This window comes from Streptomyces sp. NPDC091287 (assembly GCF_044768525.1).
Lineage (GTDB): Bacteria > Actinomycetota > Actinomycetes > Streptomycetales > Streptomycetaceae > Streptomyces.
Window position 1 is genome coordinate 75355 of record NZ_JBIVUV010000016.1, and the last position, 21938, is coordinate 97292.

At 72.2% G+C, this 21938-nt stretch carries 19 protein-coding genes; 10 read left to right on the plus strand and 9 right to left on the minus strand.

Annotated features, from left to right (window positions below):
- Positions 1-93: 93 nt before the first annotated feature.
- The 4 genes from ACIQRW_RS26105 to ACIQRW_RS26120 all read left to right on the plus strand — a co-directional run bounded on the left by ACIQRW_RS26105 (position 94) and on the right by ACIQRW_RS26120 (position 4308).
- Entirely contained in the window at positions 94-921 is an 828-nt protein-coding gene (locus ACIQRW_RS26105; protein ID WP_403764521.1) for an NAD(P)H-binding protein, read from the plus strand.
- Positions 922-1050: 129 nt separating this feature from the next.
- Entirely contained in the window at positions 1051-2397 is a 1347-nt protein-coding gene (locus ACIQRW_RS26110) for a sensor histidine kinase (RefSeq protein WP_403764523.1), read from the plus strand.
- Complete coding sequence (locus ACIQRW_RS26115) at positions 2394-3062, plus strand: response regulator transcription factor (RefSeq protein ID WP_018961803.1); 669 nt, start codon at positions 2394-2396, stop codon at positions 3060-3062. The genes ACIQRW_RS26110 and ACIQRW_RS26115 overlap by 4 nt, the downstream gene beginning before the upstream one ends.
- A gap of 40 nt (positions 3063-3102) precedes the next feature.
- On the plus strand, positions 3103-4308 hold the full coding sequence (locus tag ACIQRW_RS26120) for a cytochrome P450 (RefSeq protein WP_403764526.1): 1206 nt from the start codon (positions 3103-3105) through the stop codon (positions 4306-4308).
- A 30-nt stretch (positions 4309-4338) separates the two neighbouring features.
- Here the strand turns inward: ACIQRW_RS26120 and ACIQRW_RS26125 are convergent, their stop codons facing one another.
- The 3 genes from ACIQRW_RS26125 to ACIQRW_RS26135 all read right to left on the minus strand — a co-directional run bounded on the left by ACIQRW_RS26125 (position 4339) and on the right by ACIQRW_RS26135 (position 6034).
- On the minus strand, positions 4339-4680 hold the full coding sequence (locus ACIQRW_RS26125) for a hypothetical protein (RefSeq protein WP_403764528.1): 342 nt from the start codon (positions 4678-4680) through the stop codon (positions 4339-4341).
- Between the two features lie 166 nt (positions 4681-4846).
- Positions 4847-5119 carry a DUF1876 domain-containing protein gene (locus ACIQRW_RS26130; protein WP_403764530.1) on the minus strand — a complete coding sequence of 91 codons (273 nt, stop codon included), beginning with the start codon at positions 5117-5119 and terminating at the stop codon, positions 4847-4849.
- Positions 5120-5152: 33 nt separating this feature from the next.
- Positions 5153-6034, minus strand: coding sequence for a diacylglycerol kinase (locus ACIQRW_RS26135; protein ID WP_403764532.1), 882 nt, complete (start codon positions 6032-6034; stop codon positions 5153-5155).
- A gap of 186 nt (positions 6035-6220) precedes the next feature.
- Here ACIQRW_RS26135 and ACIQRW_RS26140 point away from each other — a divergent pair, with 186 nt between their 5' ends.
- Positions 6221-7504, plus strand: a complete 1284-nt coding sequence (locus ACIQRW_RS26140; protein WP_398612543.1) for an adenylosuccinate synthase — start codon at positions 6221-6223, stop codon at positions 7502-7504.
- Positions 7505-7594: 90 nt separating this feature from the next.
- On the opposite strand, the gene ACIQRW_RS26145 is transcribed toward ACIQRW_RS26140, so the two are convergent.
- Positions 7595-9034, minus strand: coding sequence for an MFS transporter (locus ACIQRW_RS26145; protein ID WP_403764534.1), 1440 nt, complete (start codon positions 9032-9034; stop codon positions 7595-7597).
- Between the two features lie 250 nt (positions 9035-9284).
- Between ACIQRW_RS26145 and ACIQRW_RS26150 the strand changes: the two genes are divergently transcribed.
- Both ACIQRW_RS26150 and ACIQRW_RS26155 read left to right on the plus strand, forming a co-directional pair.
- The gene (locus tag ACIQRW_RS26150; protein WP_403764768.1) at positions 9285-10169 is read left to right on the plus strand and encodes a glycoside hydrolase family 19 protein; all 885 of its coding nucleotides are present in this window, start codon (positions 9285-9287) and stop codon (positions 10167-10169) included.
- A gap of 305 nt (positions 10170-10474) precedes the next feature.
- Positions 10475-11359 carry a glycoside hydrolase family 19 protein gene (locus ACIQRW_RS26155; protein ID WP_403764536.1) on the plus strand — a complete coding sequence of 295 codons (885 nt, stop codon included), beginning with the start codon at positions 10475-10477 and terminating at the stop codon, positions 11357-11359.
- A gap of 117 nt (positions 11360-11476) precedes the next feature.
- Here the strand turns inward: ACIQRW_RS26155 and dnaN are convergent, their stop codons facing one another.
- Entirely contained in the window at positions 11477-12604 is a 1128-nt protein-coding gene (dnaN, locus tag ACIQRW_RS26160; protein ID WP_403764538.1) for a DNA polymerase III subunit beta, read from the minus strand.
- A gap of 434 nt (positions 12605-13038) precedes the next feature.
- On the opposite strand from dnaN, the gene ACIQRW_RS26165 reads away from it, so the two are divergent.
- Positions 13039-14499, plus strand: a complete 1461-nt coding sequence (locus ACIQRW_RS26165) for a helix-turn-helix domain-containing protein (RefSeq protein ID WP_403764770.1) — start codon at positions 13039-13041, stop codon at positions 14497-14499.
- A gap of 72 nt (positions 14500-14571) precedes the next feature.
- On the plus strand, positions 14572-18516 hold the full coding sequence (locus ACIQRW_RS26170; RefSeq protein ID WP_403764540.1) for a hypothetical protein: 3945 nt from the start codon (positions 14572-14574) through the stop codon (positions 18514-18516).
- Here ACIQRW_RS26170 and ACIQRW_RS26175 read toward each other — a convergent pair.
- Positions 18506-19060, minus strand: coding sequence for a hypothetical protein (locus ACIQRW_RS26175; protein WP_403764542.1), 555 nt, complete (start codon positions 19058-19060; stop codon positions 18506-18508). The genes ACIQRW_RS26170 and ACIQRW_RS26175 overlap by 11 nt on opposite strands.
- 123 nt (positions 19061-19183) lie before the next feature.
- Positions 19184-20173 carry a transcriptional regulator gene (locus ACIQRW_RS26180; protein ID WP_403764544.1) on the minus strand — a complete coding sequence of 330 codons (990 nt, stop codon included), beginning with the start codon at positions 20171-20173 and terminating at the stop codon, positions 19184-19186.
- A 140-nt stretch (positions 20174-20313) separates the two neighbouring features.
- Between ACIQRW_RS26180 and ACIQRW_RS26185 the strand changes: the two genes are divergently transcribed.
- Positions 20314-20694, plus strand: coding sequence for a hypothetical protein (locus tag ACIQRW_RS26185; protein WP_403764546.1), 381 nt, complete (start codon positions 20314-20316; stop codon positions 20692-20694).
- Between the two features lie 87 nt (positions 20695-20781).
- Here ACIQRW_RS26185 and ACIQRW_RS26190 read toward each other — a convergent pair whose 3' ends face one another.
- A complete protein-coding gene (locus tag ACIQRW_RS26190) occupies positions 20782-21018 on the minus strand; it encodes a DUF397 domain-containing protein (protein WP_403764548.1) in 237 nt (78 codons plus the stop codon).
- The gene (locus tag ACIQRW_RS26195) at positions 21015-21851 is read right to left on the minus strand and encodes a Scr1 family TA system antitoxin-like transcriptional regulator (RefSeq protein WP_403764550.1); all 837 of its coding nucleotides are present in this window, start codon (positions 21849-21851) and stop codon (positions 21015-21017) included. Before ACIQRW_RS26195 ends, ACIQRW_RS26190 begins: the two co-directional genes overlap by 4 nt.
- Positions 21852-21938: the final 87 nt, after the last annotated feature.

A 21938-nucleotide genomic window follows, 5' to 3' on the forward strand; every position in this document is an offset into this window, starting at 1 on the left:
GGAAGGTGATTGCGGCCGGAAGGTGTCCGCAAGGGTCCTTACGTTGGTCCTGTTGCCGCTCGGACGGAGCTGGTACCGACGAAGGGGAACCTCATGACGATCCTGGTGACCGGAGCCACGGGAACGGTCGGCCGCCGCGTGGTCGAGCAGCTGCTGGAGCGCGGCGAGCACGTCCGGGCGCTGACCCGCGACCCGGCGCGGGCGGAGCTCCCGGACGGGGTCGACGTCGTCGGAGGCGACCTCACGGACCCGGCGTCGCTGGGCCCCGCGCTGGACGGGGTGAGCGGGCTGCACCTCATCACCTTCGGCGGCGAGTTCTTCGCCCCGCTGGGGACCGGTGAGGAGATCCTCGCCCTGGCCCGGAAGGCGGGCGTGCGCAGGGTGACCGTGCTGCACGGCGGCGGCGAGACCCCCATGGAGGCGGCGGTGCGCGCGAGCGACTTCGCCTGGGCCGTCGTGATGCCGGTGGAGTTCATGGCGAACGCCCTGGAGTGGGCGCCCGGCATCAGGAGCGAGGGCGTGGTGCGCGAGCCCTTCGTCGGCCGGCTGAGCGCGATGGTCCACGAGGCGGACATCGGGGCGGTGGCGGCGGCGGCCCTCACGGAGGACGGTCACGGCGGCCAGGAGTACCTGATCACCGGGCCGCAGGTGCTGACCGTCGGCGACAAGACGGCGACCGTCGCGGCGGCGCGGGGCGCGGACGTGGAGCTGGTCGAGCTGACCGAGGAGCAGGCGCTGGAGACCTGGCGGGGCCAGGGCATGACGGAGGACGTGATCGCGTTCCTGATCGACGTCTACCGGGACACCCCGCCGGAGGGCCGGACCGTGACCGACACGGTGGAGAAGGTCACCGGGCGGCCGGCCCGGACCTTCGCCCAGTGGGCCGAGGAGCACGCGGACCACTTCCGCGCGGGAGCCTGAGAAGGTTGCCACCAGGGGTTTTCCGGCCCCTGGAGCGGTACGGCGGAGGCGGGTAGTCCTTGAGACGGACGCCCCGGAATCCGTAGCGATGCTGACGACCCGCCGTCCGCCGCCGCCTACCGTGGAAGCGTGACCGAGACCCAGACAAAGACCAGTAGCCCGGAGTTCCGGGCGGCCGCAGGGGCGATAGACGGCCTGCGGAACGACCTCCTGCGCCAGGTGTTCGCCTACCGCCCCCTGCCACCGCTCAGTCCCGACGGACGGGTGGTCCGGCGGCTGCCCGAGGGAATGCGCAGGCTCGTCGTCTGGACCCCGCACGCCCTGGTGCTGTTCGCCGCCTTCCTCGTGATGATGGCCGGGTTCGCCGAGTGGGACTACCGCTTCCTGATGGGCGTGGTGCCCGCGATCCCGGTCGCGATGACCCTCATCAGGCCGGTCGCCGCGTTCTGGGCCTCGATGCTGGCGACCGTCTTCTGCGGGATCCTGGGCAGCGAGCTCTGGGGGCCGAGCACCTTCGCGGCCCAGGTGGTGGTCATGGTGGTCGTGGCCGCCCGGACCCGGCCCCGTACGGCCGCCTGGATGTGGCTCCTGACCCTGCTGTTCGGGGTGCTGGTGGAGGCCGGCGACCCGTCGATCACCGCGCCCCTGGCGACGCTCTCCGCCTTCGCGCTGCTCGTCGTCGCCGTGGTCCAGATCCGGCGCGACGCCGAGCGCGAGGTCACCGTGCAGCGCACCGTCACCGCCGTCGAGCGGGACCGGCGCACCTTGCTGGAGGAGCGCACCACCATCGCCCGGGAGCTGCACGACGTGGTGGCCCACCACATGTCGGTCGTCGCGATCCAGGCCGAGGCCGCCCCCTACCGGGTCGAGAACCCGCCGCCCGAGCTGGAGCAGGCCTTCGTCACCATCCGGGAGAACGCGGTGGCCGCCCTCACCGAGCTGCGCCGCGTCCTCGGGGTCGTCCGGGCGGAGGACTACGAGGCCCCCGACGCCCCGCAGCCCACCCTCGCCGCGCTCGACGGGCTCCTGGACAACGTCCGCGAGACGGGCCTGGAGACGGAGAAGGTGATCACCGGGGCCGTCCGCGAACTGCCGCAGGGCGTCGAGCTGTCGGCGTACCGGATCGTCCAGGAGGCCCTGAGCAACAGCCTGCGGCACGCGCCGGGCGCCTCCGCCCGGGTCGAGCTCGGCTATGTCCTCGGCGGGCTCGGCCTGCGCGTGGTCAACGGACCCCCGCGCGGCCTGGTCAAGCCCTCGCCGGGGGCCGGGCACGGGATCACCGGGATGCGGGAGCGGGTCGCGATGCTGAACGGCGAGATGACGGCAGGGGCGACGGAGGACGGCGGATACGAGATCGCCGTGTTCCTCCCCGTACCGCTGTCGGACGGGCCGGAGCCACGGGAGACGGCCGGCGGCACGACGGACGCCACGGGCGACGCGGACACGGTCGTCGTCGAACGGGGCGGCGGCGCATGAGCGACACCGACATCCGGGTCCTGATCGTCGACGACCAGATGATGGTCCGCGAGGGCTTCTCGGTCCTGCTCAACGCGATGCCGGGGATCACCGTCGTCGGCGAGGCGGTCGACGGGCGTCAGGCCCTCGCCCAGGTCGCCGCCCTCCGCCCGGACGTGGTCCTGATGGACATCCGCATGCCGGAGATGAACGGCATCGAGGCGACCCGCGAGATCGTCGCGCGGGACGCCGACGCGAAGGTGCTGGTGCTGACGACCTTCGACCTCGACGAGTACGTCTACCAGGCGCTGCGGGCCGGGGCCTCGGGCTTCCTCCTCAAGGACGCGTCCGCCCGGCAGCTCGCCGACGGGGTACGGGTGGTGGCCTCGGGCGAGGCGCTGCTCGCCCCGACGGTGACCCGGCGGCTGATCACCGAGTTCTCCAAGCTCGCGGAGACCCCGCGCCCGCCCGCCCTGGCCCGGATCGGCGATCTCACCGAACGCGAGACGGAGGTGCTCGTCCTGATCGCGCAGGGGCTCTCCAACGCGGAGATCGCCTCGCATCTGATCGTCGCCGAGTCCACGATCAAGACGCACGTCAGCCGCATCCTGGTGAAGCTGGGGCTGCGCGACCGGACCCAGGCGGCGGTGTTCGCGTACGAGGCGCGGCTGGTGACACCCGGGTAGCACCCCTTGCGGTGGCGGCGGGCGCGGGTAGCGTCGGGTCATGCACGTGTCCTTCGACCCCTGGTCGCCCGCGTTCGTCGCCGATCCCTACCCCGCCTACACCGCGCTGCGCGCCGCCGGCCGGGCGCACTGGTTCGAGCCGACGGGGCAGTGGCTGATCCCGCACCACTCCGACGTATCGGCTCTGCTGCGCGACCGCCGCCTCGGCCGGACGTATCTGCACCGCTTCAGCCACGAGGAGTTCGGCCGGACCCCGCCGCCCGCCGCGCACGAGCCGTTCACCACGCTCAACGGGCAGGGCATCCTCGATCTGGAGGCCCCGGACCATCCCCGGATCCGGCGGCTGATCTCCAAGGCGTTCACCCCGCGTACGGTCGAGAACCTCGCCCCGACCGTACGGCGGCTGGCGGCCGAGCTGGTCGACGCCTTCGTGGCGAAGGGCGGCGGGGACCTTCTCGCGGAGGTCGCGGAGCCGCTGCCGGTCGCCGTGATCGCGGAGATGCTGGGTGTCCCGGAGGCGGACCGGGGCCTGCTGCGGCCCTGGTCGGCGGCGATCTGCGGGATGTTCGAGCTGAACCCTTCCGAGGAGACGGCCGAGGCCGCCGTCCGGGCCTCCGTCGACTTCTCCGCGTATCTGCGCGGGCTCATCGCCGAGCGGCGCGCCGACCCCGGCGAGGACCTGGTCTCGGCGCTCATCGCCGCCCACGACGAGGGCGAGCGGCTGACCGAGCAGGAGATGATCTCGACCTGTGTGCTCCTGCTGAACGCGGGCCACGAGGCGACGGTGAATACCACCGTCAACGGCTGGCGCACGCTCTTCCACCACCCGGAGCAGCTGGCCGCCCTGCGCGCCGACCCCGCGCTGCTGCCCACCGCTGTCGAGGAACTCCTGCGCTACGACACCCCGTTGCAGATGTTCGAGCGCTGGGTGCTCGACGACATCGAGATCGACGGCCAGGTGATCGGGCGGGGCGCGGAGGTGGCGCTGCTGTTCGGCTCGGCCAACCGGGACCCGGAGCGGTTCGCGCGCCCGGACACGCTGGACCTGTCCCGGGAGGACAACCCGCACATCACCTTCGGCGCGGGCATCCACTTCTGCCTGGGCGCCCCGCTGGCCCGGCTGGAGCTGGCCGCTTCCTTCGGAGAGCTGCTGCGGAAGGCGCCCGCGCTGCGGATGACGGCCGAACCCGAGTGGCAGCCGGGGTATGTGATCCGGGGGCTGAAGGAGCTGCGGGCGGAGGTGTAGCGCGTGCCTGCGGCTCCTACGGCCCCGGGCTCAGCAGGGGTCGTAGCACTCCGGTCTCGGCGCTCCGGCCAGCGCGTCCACACCGACGCCGAGCCCGAAGAGGACGGCGACGGCCGCGACGAGACCGACCGCCCGCTTCCAGTCGCCCCGGACCAGGAAGAACACGGCCAGGGCCGCCGCGATCCCGCCCAGGATCATGAGGGGCAGGCCGACCCAGAGCACGTTCCAGTTGGAGGCGCCCTCGAAGCCGTCGAGGAGGCCGCCCTTGCCGTGCGGGGCCCAGAGCACGATGCCCGCGAGCGCTCCGGCGAAGGCCGTCAGGCAGCCGGCGGTTCCGACGAGGGCTTCGCGGCGCGGGTTCTCGGTCTCCATGCTCCGAGGGACGCGGCGGGGTGCGGGCCCGGTTCCGCTTCCGGGGGCGCTGCCCCCGGGCCCCCGCTCCTCAAACGCCGGAGGGGCTGGAAATGGGTCTCCCGCCGCCTGCGCCACTCAGCCCCTCCGGCGTTTGAGGAGCGGGGTGCGGGGCGGAGCCCCGGTGTCACGTCAGCGGGTACGACGACCTGCCCGACGCCTCGTCGATCTCGTCGTGCGCCTTGGTCAGCAGTTTCATCGCCAGTTCGTTGAGCGCCCTGGCCCCCGCGATCTCCTCGCCGACCCGCTGCTGGTCGGAGTCCGTGGGGTGGCGGCTGGCGTAGCCGTGGGCGCGTACCTCTGTTCCGTCGGAGAGGCGGACGAGCGCCGCCGCGCGGGTGCGGTGGGTGTCCTCCTCGAATGCGAGGTCGATGTGCCATCCGACAGCGATCCTGGTCATGACGGTCACCTCCGGGACGTCTCGGGCCGTCTTCTACCAGCGTGCGCCCGCTGTCCCGTCCGCGCTCGCCGGGTCCGGCAGCATCAGCCCCCAGGCGCCCGCCCGGACCGTCCAGGTCCGGGTGCGCACCGGCCCCGCGGTCTGTATGTCCGCCCGGTAGCGGAAGTCCGCGCCGGAGACCGTGACGGCCTTGGCCTCCGCCGTGACGTCCTCGCCCGAGGTGGTGCGGACGACGACGTCGGCCAGGCCCCCGCCGCCCTGGGAGGTCACCTGGACGCCGCGTACCGGCGTGTCCAGGTCGCTCAGCAGCACCCCGTCCGCCTCGACGCGCAGCCGGTGCGTGCCCGGGTGCGTGTTGGCGGCGACCGGGGCCGGGCGGACCAGGGACGTCATCAGTGAGCGGCAGGTGTCCCAGACGGCCGTGACGCCCGTGTGCGGGCCCCCCGAGCCGGACGGCGGGGCCGGGGCGGGGATGCGGAGGCGGCCGAGGACGACGCCGTCGCTGTCGTCGACCAGGAGGTCCAGGCGTCGCACCGCGCCGTCCAGCGCGGTCCGTGCGGCCGCCACCGGGCCCCGGGGGACGCCGAGGGCGTGGGCCACCTCCAGGGCGTGCGCCGCGCCGACGGGGATCAGGGAGAGGACGCCGTCGGCCAGCTCCCGTTCGCGGTGGAGCTGGGCCACCGCGCGCAGCAGCGCGTGATCGTCGCCGACCACCACGGGCCTGCGCGAACCCCGCCGGGACAGGGCCCGCGCGAACTCCTCGGGGGTGTCCGGAAGGCAGATCTTGGCGTGCGAGCCGGCGCTCAGCACGTCCTTGGCGATGCGCACGGACTCGCCGTCGGTCCGGCGGGCGACCGGGTCGATGACCACCAGGAGCTGGTCGTCGCCGTCGCCGGGGGGCTCTGCAGCCGACACCTCGGTCCTTCCTCGGGTAGCATCTTGGTGCAAGAGCCCCTTGCGCTATTGCGCCAGGGGCTTCGTCTATTCCGGGGCACCCGGTTCGACGGCTCAGGCTTTGTCGTACATCGTCGTACGGCAGGTACGACCTTTACGTACGCCCCCTGACCTTGGACATGCCCCGCCCGGAAGGGGTGTACGCCTGTGCCCGCACTTGTGCTGCTCGGTGCTCAGTGGGGTGACGAGGGCAAGGGGAAGGCCACCGACCTCCTCGGTGGATCCGTGGACTATGTCGTGCGATACCAAGGCGGTAACAACGCCGGTCACACGGTCGTCGTGGGCGACCAGAAGTACGCACTGCATCTCCTCCCCTCCGGAATCCTGTCGCCGGGGTGTACCCCGGTCATCGGGAACGGTGTCGTGGTCGACCCGGCGGTCCTGCTCTCCGAGCTGAGCGGTCTGAACGAGCGAGGCGTCGACACGTCCAAGCTTCTGATCAGCGGCAACGCTCATTTGATCACTCCGTACAACGTCACGCTCGACAAGGTGACCGAGCGCTTCCTGGGGAAGCGCAAGATCGGCACGACGGGCCGGGGTATCGGTCCGACGTACGCCGACAAGATCAACCGGGTGGGGATCCGCGTCCAGGACCTCTACGACGAGTCGATCCTGGTGCAGAAGGTGGAGGCGGCCCTGGAGCAGAAGAACCAGCTCCTGGCCAAGGTCTTCAACCGCCGGGCCATCGAGGCCGGCAAGGTCGTCGAGGACATGCTCCAGTACGCGGAGCAGATCAAGCCGTTCGTCGCCGACACGACCCTGATCCTGAACGATGCCATCGACGAGGGCAAGGTCGTCCTCTTCGAGGGCGGCCAGGGCACCCTGCTCGACGTCGACCACGGCACGTATCCCTTCGTCACCTCGTCGAACCCGACCGCGGGCGGCGCCTGCACCGGCGCCGGCGTGGGCCCGACGAAGATCAGCCGGGTCATCGGCATCCTCAAGGCCTATACGACGCGGGTCGGGGCCGGTCCGTTCCCGACGGAGCTGCACGACGAGGACGGCGAGGCGCTGCGGCGCATCGGCGGCGAGCGCGGTGTCACCACCGGCCGTGACCGCCGCTGCGGTTGGTTCGACGCCCCGATCGCGCGGTACGCGACCCGGGTCAACGGCCTGACCGACTTCTTCCTCACCAAGCTGGACGTCCTCACCGGCTGGGAGCAGATCCCGGTCTGCGTGGCGTACGAGATCGACGGCAAGCGCGTCGAGGAACTCCCGTACAACCAGACCGACTTCCACCACGCGAAGCCGATCTACGAGAACCTGCCGGGCTGGTCCGAGGACATCACCAAGGCCAAGACCTTCGACGACCTGCCGAAGAACGCGCAGGCGTACGTGAAGGCCCTGGAGGAGATGTCGGGCGCTCCGATCTCCGCGATCGGCGTCGGCCCCGGCCGGACCGAGACCATCGAGATCAACTCGTTCCTGTAGGGAACGGGCGAGCGACACCGCGGCGGCGGCGGACGACGGGGATGACCCGCTGTCCGCCGCCGCGCGCGTTCACGCCCTCCCGCTCCAGCGCTACACCGGTTTCGGTGACGGCTCCCGCGCGGCGGATTCCGGCTGTGCCGCGCTGTCCTTGGCGAGCAGTACGGCGATGAGCGCGGCGCCGAGAACGAGCAGCCCGGCGGCGATGGTGAGCGTCAGGGAGAACCCTTCCGTCGCCGCGCGCGACGGGCCGACGGAACCGGTCAGCTCCTCGCTGCGCCGGGTGGCCACGGAGACCAGGACGGCCAGCCCCACGGCGCCGCCGATCTGCTGCACCGAGCTGAGGATCGCCGAGCCGAGGCCGGCGTTCTCCTCGTCGGTGCCGGAGACCCCGGCGATGGCGAGGGCGGGGAAGCCGAGGCCGGAGCCGAAGCTCACCACCAGCATGCCGGGCAGCACACCGGTCGCGTAGCTGTCGTTCGGCGACACCCCGGAGAGCAGCAGGAGTCCGCCCGCGCTGATCAGGAACGCCAGCACCAGGGCCCACCGCAGCCCGAGCCCGACCGCCAGGCGGGAGGAGCACCAGACGCCGGTGAGGATGCCCGCGCCGTAGGGCAGAAAGCCGAAGCCGGCCTTGAGCGGGCCGTATCCCAGCACCGTCTGCAAGTGCAGCATCAGCAGGAAGGACAGGGAGAAGAAGGCGGCGGCGAAGAGCAGGCCCGCGGCGTTGGAGACCACGCGGATCCTGACGGCGAGGAAGGACAGCGGGATGAGCGGATCCGCCGTGCGTGCCTCGACCACGAGGAAGAGGGCCCCCAGGGCGATGCCGAGCAGCAGCGGTGCCAGGACCGGCAGGTCGCTCCAGCCCGCCTGCTCGGTCTGGAGCAGGGCGTAGACCAGGGAGACGACGGCGCCGGTGCCCAGCAGCGCGCCGGGGACGTCCAGCCGGGTGGGGCGGTCGGTGCGGCTCTCGCCGACCAGGCGCGGCAGGAGCACCAGGGCGAGGACGGCGACCGGCAGATTGATCAGGAAGATCCAGCGCCAGGACGCCAGCCCGGTGAGCGCCCCGGAGATCACCACGCCGGTGGTGCCGCCCAGACCGGCGATGGCGCCCCAGATGCTGAGCGCCTTGGCGCGCTCCTTGCGGCCGGGGAAGAGCAGGGTGATCAGTGCCAGGGCCGCCGGGCTGGCCATGGCCGCGCCCGCCCCCTGGGCGAACCGTCCGGCCACGAGCTGCCAGGGCTCCTGGGCGAGTCCGCAGAGCAGGCTCGCGACGCCGAACAGGGTCACGCCCCAGAGGAAGACCCGGCGGCGGCCGATCAGGTCGCCGAGGCGGCCGAAGAGCAGCAGCAGTCCGCCGAAGGCGAGGAAGTACGCGTTGGCGACCCAGGTCAGGTCCGTGGTGCTGAAGCCGAGGTCGCTCCTGATGCTGGGGAGGGCGACGTTCACGACGGTGTCGTCCAGCACCAGCATGAACTGGACGAAGCAGAGAACGACGAGTGCGGCCTGTCGGCGGGGGTGCGCGGTTATCACCCGATGACGCTATGGAGGGGGCGTCACTCGCCGCAATGGTTTGACCGGCCATATACCCGGGGTGGGTATCCAGCCCCGGATGGAGCCGGGCGGGGTTCCGGCGGGATCCGGGCGCGGCTTCGCCGTGGCTGGTCTAGACCTTGACAGGTCCAGACCAGGCGGGCTTGGGTGGTGGCCCGTCATGTCGGCCTGCCGGGGTGCTCGGTGTGCCGCGCCGAAGGAGTGAGCAGCCCTGAACCGCATCGATCACATCGCTCGTGCCAAGAGGTTCCTGACCGTCCCGGCGGCCCTGGTCACCCTCGCCGCCGCTCTCGTGACGGCGGCCCCCGCCGCGTCGGCCGCCGCACCCGCCGAGGGGCCCTGCGCGCCGCTCCACAGCGCCTCGGCCGACTACCGCGCCGGGGACACCGTCTCCCACCACGGGCGCAACTGGAGCGCCAAGTGGTGGACGCGGGGCGAGAATCCGGGCGCCGGATCCGCCTGGTCGGACCGGGGCGCCTGTACGGGAGGGGTCTCCGACTTCGTCATCAGCGAGCAGCGGTTCGACGAGATCTTCCCGGACCGCGACCCCTTCTACACGTACCAGGGTCTGATCGACGCGCTGCACGCCTACCCCCGCTTCGCCAACGTCGGTACGCCGCAGACGCGGGCCCGGGAGGCGGCGGCGTTCCTGACGCACGCGGACTTCGAGTCGGTGGGGCTGAAGTACGTCAAGGAGATCAACGAGGCCAACTACTGGCGCAAGTGCGACGACACCCAGCCCTTCGGCTGCCCGGCGGGGCGCGAGGCGTACTACGGGCGCGGCCCGATCATGTTCAGCTGGAACTTCAACTACAAGGCCGCCGGGGACGCCCTCGGGCTCGACCTGCTGAACGATCCCTGGCTGGTCGAGCGGGATCCGTCCGTCGCCTGGGCCACCGCCCTCTGGTACTGGAACACCCAGAACGGCCCCGGCACCATGACGTCCCACGACGCGATGGTCGGCGGCGCCGGATTCGGCGAGACGATCCGTTCGCTCAACGGGGCCCTGGAGTGCGACGGCGGCAACCCGGGGTCGGTGACCGCGCGGGTGGAGCGGTACGAGCGCATCACCGGCATCGTCGGGGTGGCCCCGGGAGCCGGACTCACCTGCTGAGCGCGCCGGTTCCGGGGTGTCCACGGGGCATCCGGAACCGTCCGCATGCTGGGCGGGCCGGAAGATTTTACCTTCGGTTCCCTTCCTGTTCGCGGGTGATCCGGATGGACTCCCTCCGGAATAGGCGCTGTTGAGGGCCCTCTTGACGCGATCGCCCCGCGCGGCGGCGGCCGAAACCGGTGGGACCACCACCTTCTTCGAGGATGGTCTAGACCTTGACAGGTCCAGACCATCCTCGCTTGAGTGTCGGCACCCCCACTGCGGCGCAGGCCGGACGTCGCGCCGCGTCCAAGGAGTGTGATCACGTGATCCGACGTGTCATGAGTCTGCTGGTCGCGCTCGCCGCGATCGTCGCGGCGCTCATCGTTCTTCCCGCCACCACCGCGCAGGCAGCCACCTGCGCCACGGCCTGGAGCTCCTCCTCCGTCTACACGAACGGTGGCGCGGTCTCGTACAACGGCCGCAACTACACCGCGAAGTGGTGGACCCAGAACGAGCGTCCGGGCACGTCGGACGTCTGGGCCGACAAGGGCGCCTGTGGCACCGGCGGCGAGAACCCGGGCGAGAACAACGGCTTCGTCGTCAGCGAGGCGCAGTTCAACCAGATGTTCCCGAACCGGAACGCCTTCTACACGTACAAGGGCCTCACCGACGCCCTGAGCGCCTACCCGGCCTTCGCCAACACCGGCAGCGACGAAGTGAAGAAGCGCGAGGCCGCGGCCTTCCTCGCCAACGTCAGCCACGAGACCGGCGGGCTGTTCTACATCAAGGAAGTCAACGAGGCGAACTACCCGCACTACTGCGACACCACGCAGTCGTACGGCTGCCCGGCCGGCCAGGCCGCCTACTACGGCCGCGGCCCGATCCAGCTGAGCTGGAACTTCAACTACAAGGCCGCCGGTGACGCCCTGGGCATCAACCTGCTCGCCAACCCGTACCTGGTGGAGCAGGACGCCGCCGTGGCGTGGAAGACCGGCCTCTGGTACTGGAACACCCAGAACGGCCCCGGCACCATGACCCCGCACAACGCCATCGTCAACAACGCCGGCTTCGGCGAGACGATCCGCTCGATCAACGGCGCTCTGGAGTGCAACGGCGGGAACCCGGCGCAGGTCCAGAGCCGCATCAACAAGTTCACGCAGTTCACCCAGATCCTCGGCACCACCACCGGCCCGAACCTGAGCTGCTGATTCCGTACCCCGACTCAGCTGCCCGTGAGGGCCGTTGAGGATCCCCGAGGACCCCACCCGAACGGGGGTGTGTCCGGCTCACGCCGGGCGCGCCCCCGCTTCGGTGTCCGATGCCCGTCACCCCAACTGCGGCTTCACCGACATCAGCAGGTGCCGGTGGACGTCCGTGCCCGCCTCGTCCGTGATCATCGCGCGCTGTCCGGCCCCCAGCAGCAGGAGCCGCAGGGACGGGTCCGTGAAGGACGTCAGGGCGTCCGCCAGATAGCCGGGGTTGAAGGCCACGGTCAGCTCCTCGGCCCCCTCCAGGGCGGCCGGCAGCCGCTGGGACGCCACGTCGTCCTCGTAACCCGCGCGGAGAGTTACGGACGCGTCGGCGCGGGAGAAGGTCATCTGCACCGGGCTGTCCCCGTCGGCGACGACGGAGACCCGCTTGACGGCCTCCGTCAGCCGGGCCCGGTCCACTACCGCGACCGACGGGTCCGTCATCGCGAACAGCTTCTCGTGGCGCGGCAGTCGGCCTTCCAGCAGCCGCACCGTGGTCCGCATCCCGGAGTGCTCGAAGCCCGCCGAACCGGCGTCCAGAGCGACGCTCACGAGCCCGGACCGGCCCAGCGAGCGGGCGATCTCGGTGAGGCGGCGGGCGGAGACGATGACGTCGGCGGCCTCGCCGGGCGTGGTCGCCTTCCACGGGAGGGTCCGTACGGCGAAGCGGTACCGGTCGGTCGCGGCGAGCGTCATCGTGTCGCCGTCGAGCCCCAGCCGGATTCCGGTGAGCGCGGGCAGCGTGTCGTCGCGCCCCGCGGCCACCGCCACATCGGCCACGGCCGCCGCGAACAGCCCCGCGTCCACCGCGCCCCGGACCTGCGGGAGCGGGGGCAGAGCGGGGTAGTCGTCCAGCGGCAGCACGGAGAGGCCGAACCGGGCCCCGTCGCCCGACACCGTGAACCGCGAGCCCTCCACAGAGCACTCCACGGGCCCCTCGGGCAGCACCTTGCAGATGTCCAGCAGCCGCCGCCCCATGACGAGCACCTTCCCGGGCCGCACGACCTCGGCGTCCACGTCGATGCGCGCGGACGCCTCGTAGTCGAGCCCGGAGATCCTCAGCGGCCCGCCCTCGCCCCGGCCCCCGCTCTCCGTGTCCAGCAGCAGCCCGCCCAGCACGGGGACGGGCGAGCGCACGGGCAGGACACGGGCCGCCCAGGACACGGCGTCGGTCAGGGCACTGCGTTCGATACGGAACTCCATGGGGGCCTTTCCTGGCACGTCGAAAGCCGGAGCCGGAGACCGGCTCCCATGACGACGACGATAAGAGGCACCACTGACAATCGACGCGGGGCGGGAGCCGACGACAGCGACCACCCCCGTGAGCCGCTGCCGCCGCTTTCCCCCGTGCCCCCGTATCCCCGTGCCCCCGTGTCCCCGTGTCCCCGTGTCCCCGTATCCCCGCGCCCCCGCGTCCCCCTGTTTTCCGGAGCCGCCCCCCGACGGGCTGGAACACGTTCGGACGATAGAACGCAGGGTAGGGAGACGGGAGATTCAATGCGCCCAGTGGGGCGGCCGCGGGGGTATCGGTCCGCACAGTCAGTCGTGCGGGGCGGTCCACCGGCGCTACGGCCGTGTCCAGGGCGGGAACGGGGAAACAGGTGCGAGCACGGGAGCGTGCGGACGACCTTCTGCTGATGCACCGGCTGGCCCGCACCGGCGGAACCGCCGAGCTGCTGCGCTGGCTGGCCGGGCGGGCCGGCGGCTGGGCCGGGCTCGTCGGCCCGGACGGGACGGTGCTGCACGCGGCGGCCCGTACGGCACGGGCGGTGGTCCCCGACATCGCGGGGCTCGTCGCCGAGGGCGCGAGCGCCCTCACGGAGCGCGGGGCCCAGGCGTACTCCCTCGACACCGGCGCGCACACCGCCCTGCTGTTCCCCCTGAGCGCCGACGACCGCGCGGCCCCCGTGCTCGCCGTCGTCACCCCCCGGCCCGTGGCCGCCGGGCTCGCCACGCTGCTGGCCGACGTGGTCCTGCCGCTGTCCGTGTGCCGGCAGGCCGAGACCCTGGAGCGCAAGCGCCGCCGGGTCGACCTCGCCGAGTCCCGGGGCCGGGAGGCGGTGCTGCACCTGCTGATGACGGGCCAGCTCTCCACCGCCCGGCAGGTCGCCGGAGCGCTGCGCCCGCGGCTGCCCGATCCGGTACGGGTGTGTGTCGTGGAGTGCTCGGGCGACGGCCGCGACGAGGTGGCCCGGGTCTGCGTGGACGCGGACGGCGCCCGGTCCTGGATCGTGCGGTGCCCCGTCTACGCCCGCCACCTCATCCTGGTGATGCCCGCGGAGGAGCCGGCGGAGGGGGCCGCCCCGACCGACGAGGCCGTCGCCGCCCAGGTCGGCGACTGCGTCGTGGGCGTCAGCGAACCCGTGCCGCTTGCCGACACCGCGACCGGTTACCGCCAGGCCTTCCACGCCCTGGCCGTCGCCCGCGAACTGCCTTCCCGGCACGCCCGGTTCGGGATCTCGCCGGATCCCGCGTTCGTCGTCGGACCGGCCGGGCGGCAGTGGGCGCACGACCTGCTGGCCCCGCTGCTGACCCATCTGCCGCGCCGCGCGCAGGACCCCGGAGCCCAGGAGCTGGCGGCCACGGCCGGCTCCTGGCTGGCGTTCTCGTCGCACGCGACCGACCACCTCAAGGTCCACCGCAACACCCTGGCCGCCCGGCTGCGGCTCATCGGCGAGCTGCTCGGCCTCGACCTGCACCGGCTGGCCGACCAGGCCGCCCTCGACCTGGCGCTGCGCGTCCGCGCCACCCCCGCCCCGGCGTGCACCCCCGAGCCCGCCCCGTACGCCCCCACCGGATCCGGTGCGCGAGAGGCGGAGCGGGCTCTCGACGAGGTCCTGCTCTGCCCCGCCGTACTGCACTGGGCGGACCAGCAACTGGCCCCCGTCCTCGGGGCCGAGGAGACCCTGCGCACCTGGCTGCGCTGCGAGGGCCGCCTGGGGCCGGCCGCCGCCGAGCTGGGCATCAGCGTGCCCGGCGCCCGCAAACGCCTGACCCGCCTCGAAACGGTCCTCCAGCGCTCGCTGCTCCGGCCCCCGAGCGCCCGCTACGACCTGTGGCTGGCGCTGAGGGCCCGGGACCTGGCCGCGGCGGCCTGAGGGCTGTGCCGCCCGGCGCTGATCCGTCGGACGCGCCGGACACGCCGGACACTCCCCGCGTACCCTTCGGGCATGGCTGCCGATCCGTCGTCGCGCGATGGTGTCGCCGCGTTCGTCGGGCGTGGCTGGCTCTCCGACGCCGTACGGCGTTGGACCGCGACCGAGTCCGGCCATCTGTTCCTCACCGGAGCACCCGGAACCGGCAAGTCCGCTGCCGTACAACATCTTTGGGGCGACACGCCGGTCGCGGGCGCGGCGGTGTACCGGTGCCGCGCGGCCAGCCGCAGCAGTTGCGATCCGGTGCGCTTCGCCGAGTCGCTCGCCGAGCAGTTCAGCGTGACGGTACCGGGGTTCGCCGACGCCCTGGCCAGGGTGGCGCAGGAGCGTTCGGGGAGTGCCGGGGAGCTGCGCATCATCAAAGGCACCGCCAGCGCCGGTACGGTCCATCCGGGCGCGAGCGTGATCGGGATGCGAGTCACCTTCTCCCGAACCACCGCCGACGAGGCCTTCGAGCAACTGGTGTGCCGGCCGCTCGAACTTCTCGCCCCGACGGACCGGCCGGTGGCCGTCGTCGACGCGCTGGACGAATCGCTCACCTACCGGGGCCGCCGGACGATCGCCGAGCTCGTCCTCGACGGCACGGACCGGATCCCGCTGCGCTTCGTGCTCACCTCGCGGCACGACACCCGGGTCACCGCCGCCGTTCGGACCCTGCCCGACGCCGTCGTGCTCGACCTGGTGGACGATGCCCCGGATCCCACCGCCGACCTCCTGGCGTACGCCCGCGTGCGGTTACGGGGCACGGGGCTCGCCGGGCCGGAGCAGGAGGCCCTGGCCCGGAAGCTGGCCGACTTCGGCGCGGGCAACTACCTCTACGTGCGCCACCTCACGGAGGAGCCGCCGGCCGACATCGGGCAGGAGCTTGGGTCGGGCGGCACGGGGGCGCTCCCGCGCGAACTCCATGGCGTCTACCGCCAGTTCATGGTCCGGGAGGTCCGTCCGGCCGGCAGCATGGAAGCCGAGGAACGCTGGCGTACCGTCTTCCGTCCGGTCCTCGCGCTGCTGGCCGCCGCCCGGGAGGACGGCTTCACCGCCGCCCGGGAGGACGGCTTCACCGCCGCACGGCTGGCTGATCTGCTCGACCGCACGGAGCAGGAGGTGCTCGACGCCGTCGGCGTCCTCGGGCAGTTCCTGCGGGCCGGCGGACCGCGCGGACCGTGGACGCTCTTCCACCGGTCGTTCGCGGAGTTCCTGCACGCGGGGGACGACCCCTTCATCGACGCGGGCGAGGGCCATCGGCGCATCGCCGACCACGCGTTCGCCGTGTGGGCGGACGACTGGGGCGGCTGCGACGACCCGTACCTGCTGCGGCACCTCCCCGACCACCTGATGACCGCCGTCGAGGCCGCGGCGGGCAGCCCGGCCCGGAGCAGGGTGTCCCGGGACCGCCTCCACGCTCTGGCGAGCTCCCCGGCCTACCTCGCCGCGCAGCGTGCGGACGCGCCCGGCAGGGAGCCGCACCTGGACACGCTCCGCCTCGCGCTGGAGGCCGCCCTGGCCGCCCACACCCACCCCCGGGCAGCCGCTCTGGCCCTCGATCTGGTGCGCGCCCGCCGGGAGGCCGACGCCGTGACCCCGGTGCGGGCCGCCCTGCGGTGGGGGACGGCGGCAGGGATCGCCAAGGCCCGCACCTATCCGCAGGATGCCGCCCTGCTGTGGCTGCTGATGATCGTGGCCGCTCTGGGGGCCCGCTCGCCCGGCGACGCCGCGGCCGCCCTGCACGAGGTCGCTCACGGTGGATTCGGTGAGACCGGCGACGACTGGTCCCCGGCCGTCGCCGTGCTGCTGGCCCCGTTGGCGGTCCGGTTCGGCAAGGAGGAGTTCGCCCCCGTCCTGGACGTCGCCGACGACGAGTTCCTCGGCCACCTCGCGGCGTTCCTCCTGGAGGAGGCCGGACCCGAGGCGGCTACGGGACCGGCACTGCGGATCCGCGAAGACATCGCCCGCGCCCGCGCGTTCACCGGAATCCTCACCCACGCGGCGCTCGCGGCGTTCACGGCGTCCGGGGAGCGGGACCCGGATCTGCTCGACCGGCTGGGCAGTTCGATGGCGGCCGGCCACCTCCCGCCGTGGGACGACAAGCATGCCTGGTCATCGCTGCTGTTCAGGTCGGACGTCGCCGACTCCGTGCTGCTGGTGCACGCCGCCCGGGGTGAACTGGAGGCGCACCTGCCCCGGCTCGTCGAGCGGAGGGGCCCGGGCGGGGGAGGGCTCTCCGACAGCGCCGTCCTGCTGGCCCGGATCGTCCAGGCGGCGCGCCTCGGCCCGGACGGTATCGCCACGGCGCGCGCGGCGGGAGAAGCGGCCCTGGTGCACCAGGATCCCGGAGACATCCGGGTCCTGCTGCACCACACCACCTTCATGGCCCACATCGGCGATCCGGCGGCCCCCGCACTGCTCAACGCCCTCGTGACGGCCTCGCACACCGGGGACGACGACCTGCACGCCGGGCATGTCGACGCCTTCCACGGCCTGTGCAACGTCGGGATACGGCTGGCCGTCGTACGGGCCCTGGCCTCTGCCGGGCAGACCGACCGGGCCCGGCAGGAGGCCGGCCGGCTGCGCGAGGACCACCCCTCCGAACACGTCCGGGCCCTGGCCTGGTCGGCCCGCGCCGAGATCCGGCCCGAGCGCCGCGAGGCGCTGACCGTCGCCGCCCGCGAGGCCGCCGACCGGATCCCGTACCACCTGTGGGCCCAGGCCGCCCTGGTCCTCGCCGACGGCGGCCGTGACCGTCTGGCGGACGCGGTGGCCCGTACGGTGGTCCGCGGAGGGCGCGGGACCGAGGCGGTCGGGCCGGCCCGGGCGGCGCTGGCCTGGGCGGCGCACGTACGCGGCGACCGGGAGCGCGCCGAGGCCCTCGGCGCCGAGGCCGCCGCCTGGTTCACGGCACTGCCCCAGGAGCGGCGCCGCCGGCGCGACGCCGACCGTCTCGTGAAGAACCTGCTGCGGGCCCGACTGCCCGCCGAGGCCGTCACGGTGGCCCGAACGCCTACGTCACGCTTTGAGCCCACCGTTCTGATGCACCTGGGCGACGTACGGCATGTGCTGGCGGTCCACGGCGAGTTCGCGGAGCTGGCGCTGCTGCCGCAGCCACTCCACCAGGCGCCCGCTTCAGGTGCGCCGCCGCGCGGGGACTCTCCGTACGATCAGGAACTGGCGGCCCGCGTCCTGCGGGCCGGCGACGACCACTGGGCGTTCGAGGAGGCCCGCGCGGCTCTGCGCTCCACCGTCGACGGGATCCTCGGGCGGCTCGCGGGGCTGCCGGAGGACGTGTGGCTCCACGGCAGCGACGAGGAGGGGGCGGTCTGGTGCCTGCTCCAGGCCACCCGATTCGGTTGGCCCGAAGCCGTCCGGGAAGCGTCCCGAGAGCGGGGCAAGGCCCTCTCCCGAGCCTTGTTCAAAGGGAGTTCCCTCCTTTTCGTCGGTGCCCACCATCCGCGCGAGGCGCAGGAGCGTGACGACTTCGACGCCACGCTGCGACGCAGGGTCCAGACGTCGGCCGGACTGGCCGAGGCCTTCCACGAGGCCGGCGACGACAGGCGGGCCACGTCCGAGCTGGCCGGCGCCGTCCGCAGCGCCTGGGAGATCGAAGGCCTCGGACAGCGGACCCAGGCGTTCACCGAACTGGCCGGGACGGCGGCGCGCCTGGGCCGGTACGAGGACCTGCGGCTGCTGTGGCCCGAGGCCGCCCGGACGCACGGCGCCTCCCTCGGCGACGTGGCCGAGACCCTCGTCGTGACCGTGCTGCGCGGCGGCCCGGACGCCGCGGACGCGCGCCGGGCGCTGGAGGGGATCCTGGGCTCACCGCGGCTGGCCGACCTCGACCACGTGGACCTGATCGCGGCGTTCGCGGTCCTCGTCCCGGGGGCCGAGGTGGAGGCGCGGCTGCTCACCGGACCCGGCACGCCCGTCGGCCCCGGCGATCCGTCGTACCGGGCCGGGGTCACTCCGTGAGGTCGACGCCGATCGCCCGGCCACCCTCCTCGACGGTGTCGGCACGCACCGTGCCCGTGATGTCCCCGCCGGAGGCGGGCAGGCCGCGGACCCCCGCCACGTAACCGCGGACCTCCTGCACCTCCACCCCACCGCGGATCCGGACCGCGTCCGGCCGCGGCTCCCCGAGGAACACGATGGGCGCCCCGTAGACCGCCTCAAGGGTGCGGCGCAGCCCGTCCACGAGCGCGAGGACCTCGGAGTCCCGCGGGTCGACGAGGTCCACGCCCTGTCCGTACTCGCCCAGGTCGCGGCGGAGGCCACGCAGCTCGGATTCGAGCCGGGCGACCGTGTCCAGGTCGGCGACGAGTTCCCTGGATTCCCCGGACTCCCCGGACTCCCCGGCCTCGGCCGATGACGACTCGAACAGCTCCGGGGGCAGCTCCGTGGTGGCCGCGCGCCGCTCGCGGTAGTTCCGCAGGACCTCGCCCGCCTGGTCGTAAAGGAACCTGACGCCCTCGTTCAGTGCCACGGCCGTGATGCCTGCCAGCGTGATCGGATCCACGGTGTCGTCGTCTCCTCGCCCAGAGTCGCCCGTATCGAACTGGTCGTATCGAGCTGCCGTATCGAACCGCACCATTCTCAGGGGGACGGGCAACCCGGCACCAGCCGTGCCCACAACGGGACGTCACTCACCGCACCACGATCCGCGCCTTCGCCCCTGCGCCACCTCACGCCCGAGCGGGGTGAGGGCGTGCACCACTTCGCAGCCCCTGCGCGTACTGGTGATGAGCCTCGCCTTGCGCAGTACCGACGCGTGCTTGCTCGCGCTCGCGATCGACACACCGATCCGCACGGCCAGTTCGCCCGTCGAACACGGTGAGGCCAGAGCGCACAAGGCCATGGCCCGGGTGCGGCCCAGCAGTTCGGGCAGGGCGTCGAGGGTGTCCGCACGGTCGGGGCGACGGCTCGCGGGGTAGACCAGCACCGGGGGGAGGCCGGGGTCGATGAGAGTGATGGGGCGCCCCGTGCAGAAGAAGGACGGGATCAGCGAGATACCCCGCCCCCGCAGGTGGAGGTCGCCGTCGCGCGGATAGTCGGCGACCAGCGTCGGCGGCTCCCAGCGGATGCAGGGCGACAGCGTGGTCAGCAGCCGTTCGGCGCCCCCTTCCAGCAGGTCCCGGCTGTGATGCGCGCGGTCGTTGTGCACCGCGTCGTCGATCAGTTGCCTTTGTGGGGAGAGGAGTTCGCGGAAGTAGACGGTAAGGGCGGCGTCGAGCTCCTGTCGGGCAGCACGGTCGCCTTCCGCGAGCCGCCGGAGCCGGTCGGGCGGCGTCCGCTGCTTGCAGCATGCGGCAAGCTCGGCGCGCACGCGATCCGTCGGCGTGGCGAGAATCAGGTCACGGGCGACCTCCATCCCGCCCTTGTGGGGTGGGGTCAGAAAGTCGGGGAATGTTCCCCGGGCCGGAACAAGCGTGGTGAGCAGCCGGATCGGATCTCTCAGGTCGCTTCTGGCCAGCCGTCCGCGGACGTGCTCCAGCCACGGCGTGTGGCCGGGGGCGGCCCGCGGGGCCCGGAGTGCGTGCAGGCTGGTGACCAGCTCCCACATGGGATCGGGGTGGGGAGCCACCGTGATGCGTGTCAGGTCGTCTGCTGTGAAATGGATACGGAGTTTCATGGGTCCCCCGAATGAACGCATCCGTTTGCCGTCTGCTGAAAACCCTTGGACCCGTCTTCACGGGCCTCTTCATCATCGTTGGAGAAGCCCCTAAAGGGGCGAAGAAGGACCCAAGACCGACCAGATGGGGGAAAGTGCGCATGCGTCAGTTTCGGAGCACCATCAAGAGGACAGCGATGGCCGCCACGGCACTCGCCACCGGCGCCGTCCTCACGTTGGGCGGATCGGCCACCGCGGTGGAAGCGGCGGCCACGATCCACGGCTGCCCGTCCGGGGCGGTCTGTCTGTACCCCAACGCAAGCTGGAACGGCGACAGGCCGAGCCACGCGTTCTACTCGTACGGGACCCACAGGATCTACGACCAGATCGGCATGAAGCGCTGGTTCAACAACCAGACCGGCGGGGCCAAGGCGTACCGGTGCACGGGCTCCAACGGCACCGGCTGCGGGGGCAACCAGGCGGCCGGCACGTACTACGACTACGACTTCACGCCGATCAACTCCGTGAAGCTGGCCGCGTGACGGAGTCACGCCGTATGTGAGTGGACTGCCTCCTGGCGTGGCGATGCACACCGGGAGGCAGACCACTGGAGCGGTGACGCCGGGCTGTCAGCCCGTCCAGCCGAGGAACGCGGACCACGCGTCGGGCGCGACGGCGAAGGCGGGGCCTTCGGGGACCTTGGAGTCACGGACGTGGACGGCGTGGGGGCAGGTGGCCACCTCGATGCACTCGCCGCCGCTGCCGCTGCTGTAGGAGGACTTGTGCCAGGCGAAGGCGACCTCGATGCAGTCACCGCCGCTGTCGCTGCTGTAGCTCGACTTGAACCATCGGAGGGTGCTGCTCATTCCGCTACTCCTGCCAACCGCTTGATGAGGTCCAGCGATTCACGAGGACCCAGGGCCTGTGACCGGATCTTCGCATAGCGCTGAGCGTACGTGCTCACCTTTGCCGGGTCACTGATCAGCAGACTCTCGTCCTGCGGCTCCAGATAGACGAGGTGCTCGTGCGCCGGAGTCTCCAGCAGGTTCATCGATCCGCGAGCTCCTGCGTACTCCCCATACTTCCCGGCGTCCAGCGGCAGCACCAGCAGCGTTACATTGCGGCGGCGTGCGCACTCCACGAGGTGGAGCAGCTGCTCCCGCATGATCTCCTCGCTGCCGATGACCCGGCGCAGGACGGCCTCGTCGATGATGATCTCGATCATCGGGAGCGGGTCGCGGTCGAAGAGGGCCTTGCGCTCCATCCGCAGCTGGACCAGCTCCTCCACGCGCTGGTCGGAGAGCGGCGGGTAGCCGCCGCCGATCAGCGCACGCGCGTACGCCTCCGTCTGGAACAGCCCGTGGATGACGTTCGTCGCGAACAGCTGGAGGCTGACCGCCGCCTGCTCCAGCAGCGCGTAGTCCTGGAACTGACGCGGGTACTTCTCCATCCGCATGAACCGCCGCGCGGTCTCGAACACGCCGGTCCCGTTGCCGAGTACGCGTTCGAGCTCCACCAGCATCGCGTCGCTCGCCGGCTGCGCGCACGTCTCCATGGCGCTCACGGCCGCTGCCGAGTAGCCGATCTCCAGGCCGAGCTGTTCCTGTGTCCACCCCCGCTGGATACGCAACGTCCGGGCCACTTCCGCCACCATGAGGGCCATCGGGCTCGCGGTCTGCTTGTTCTCAGCACTCGCCATTACGCGATCTCATTTCGACTCAACCGAACTCAACCGGTCATTACTCGAAGTCGTTGAAATCCACCCCACTTCAGAGAAGTTCGAGCA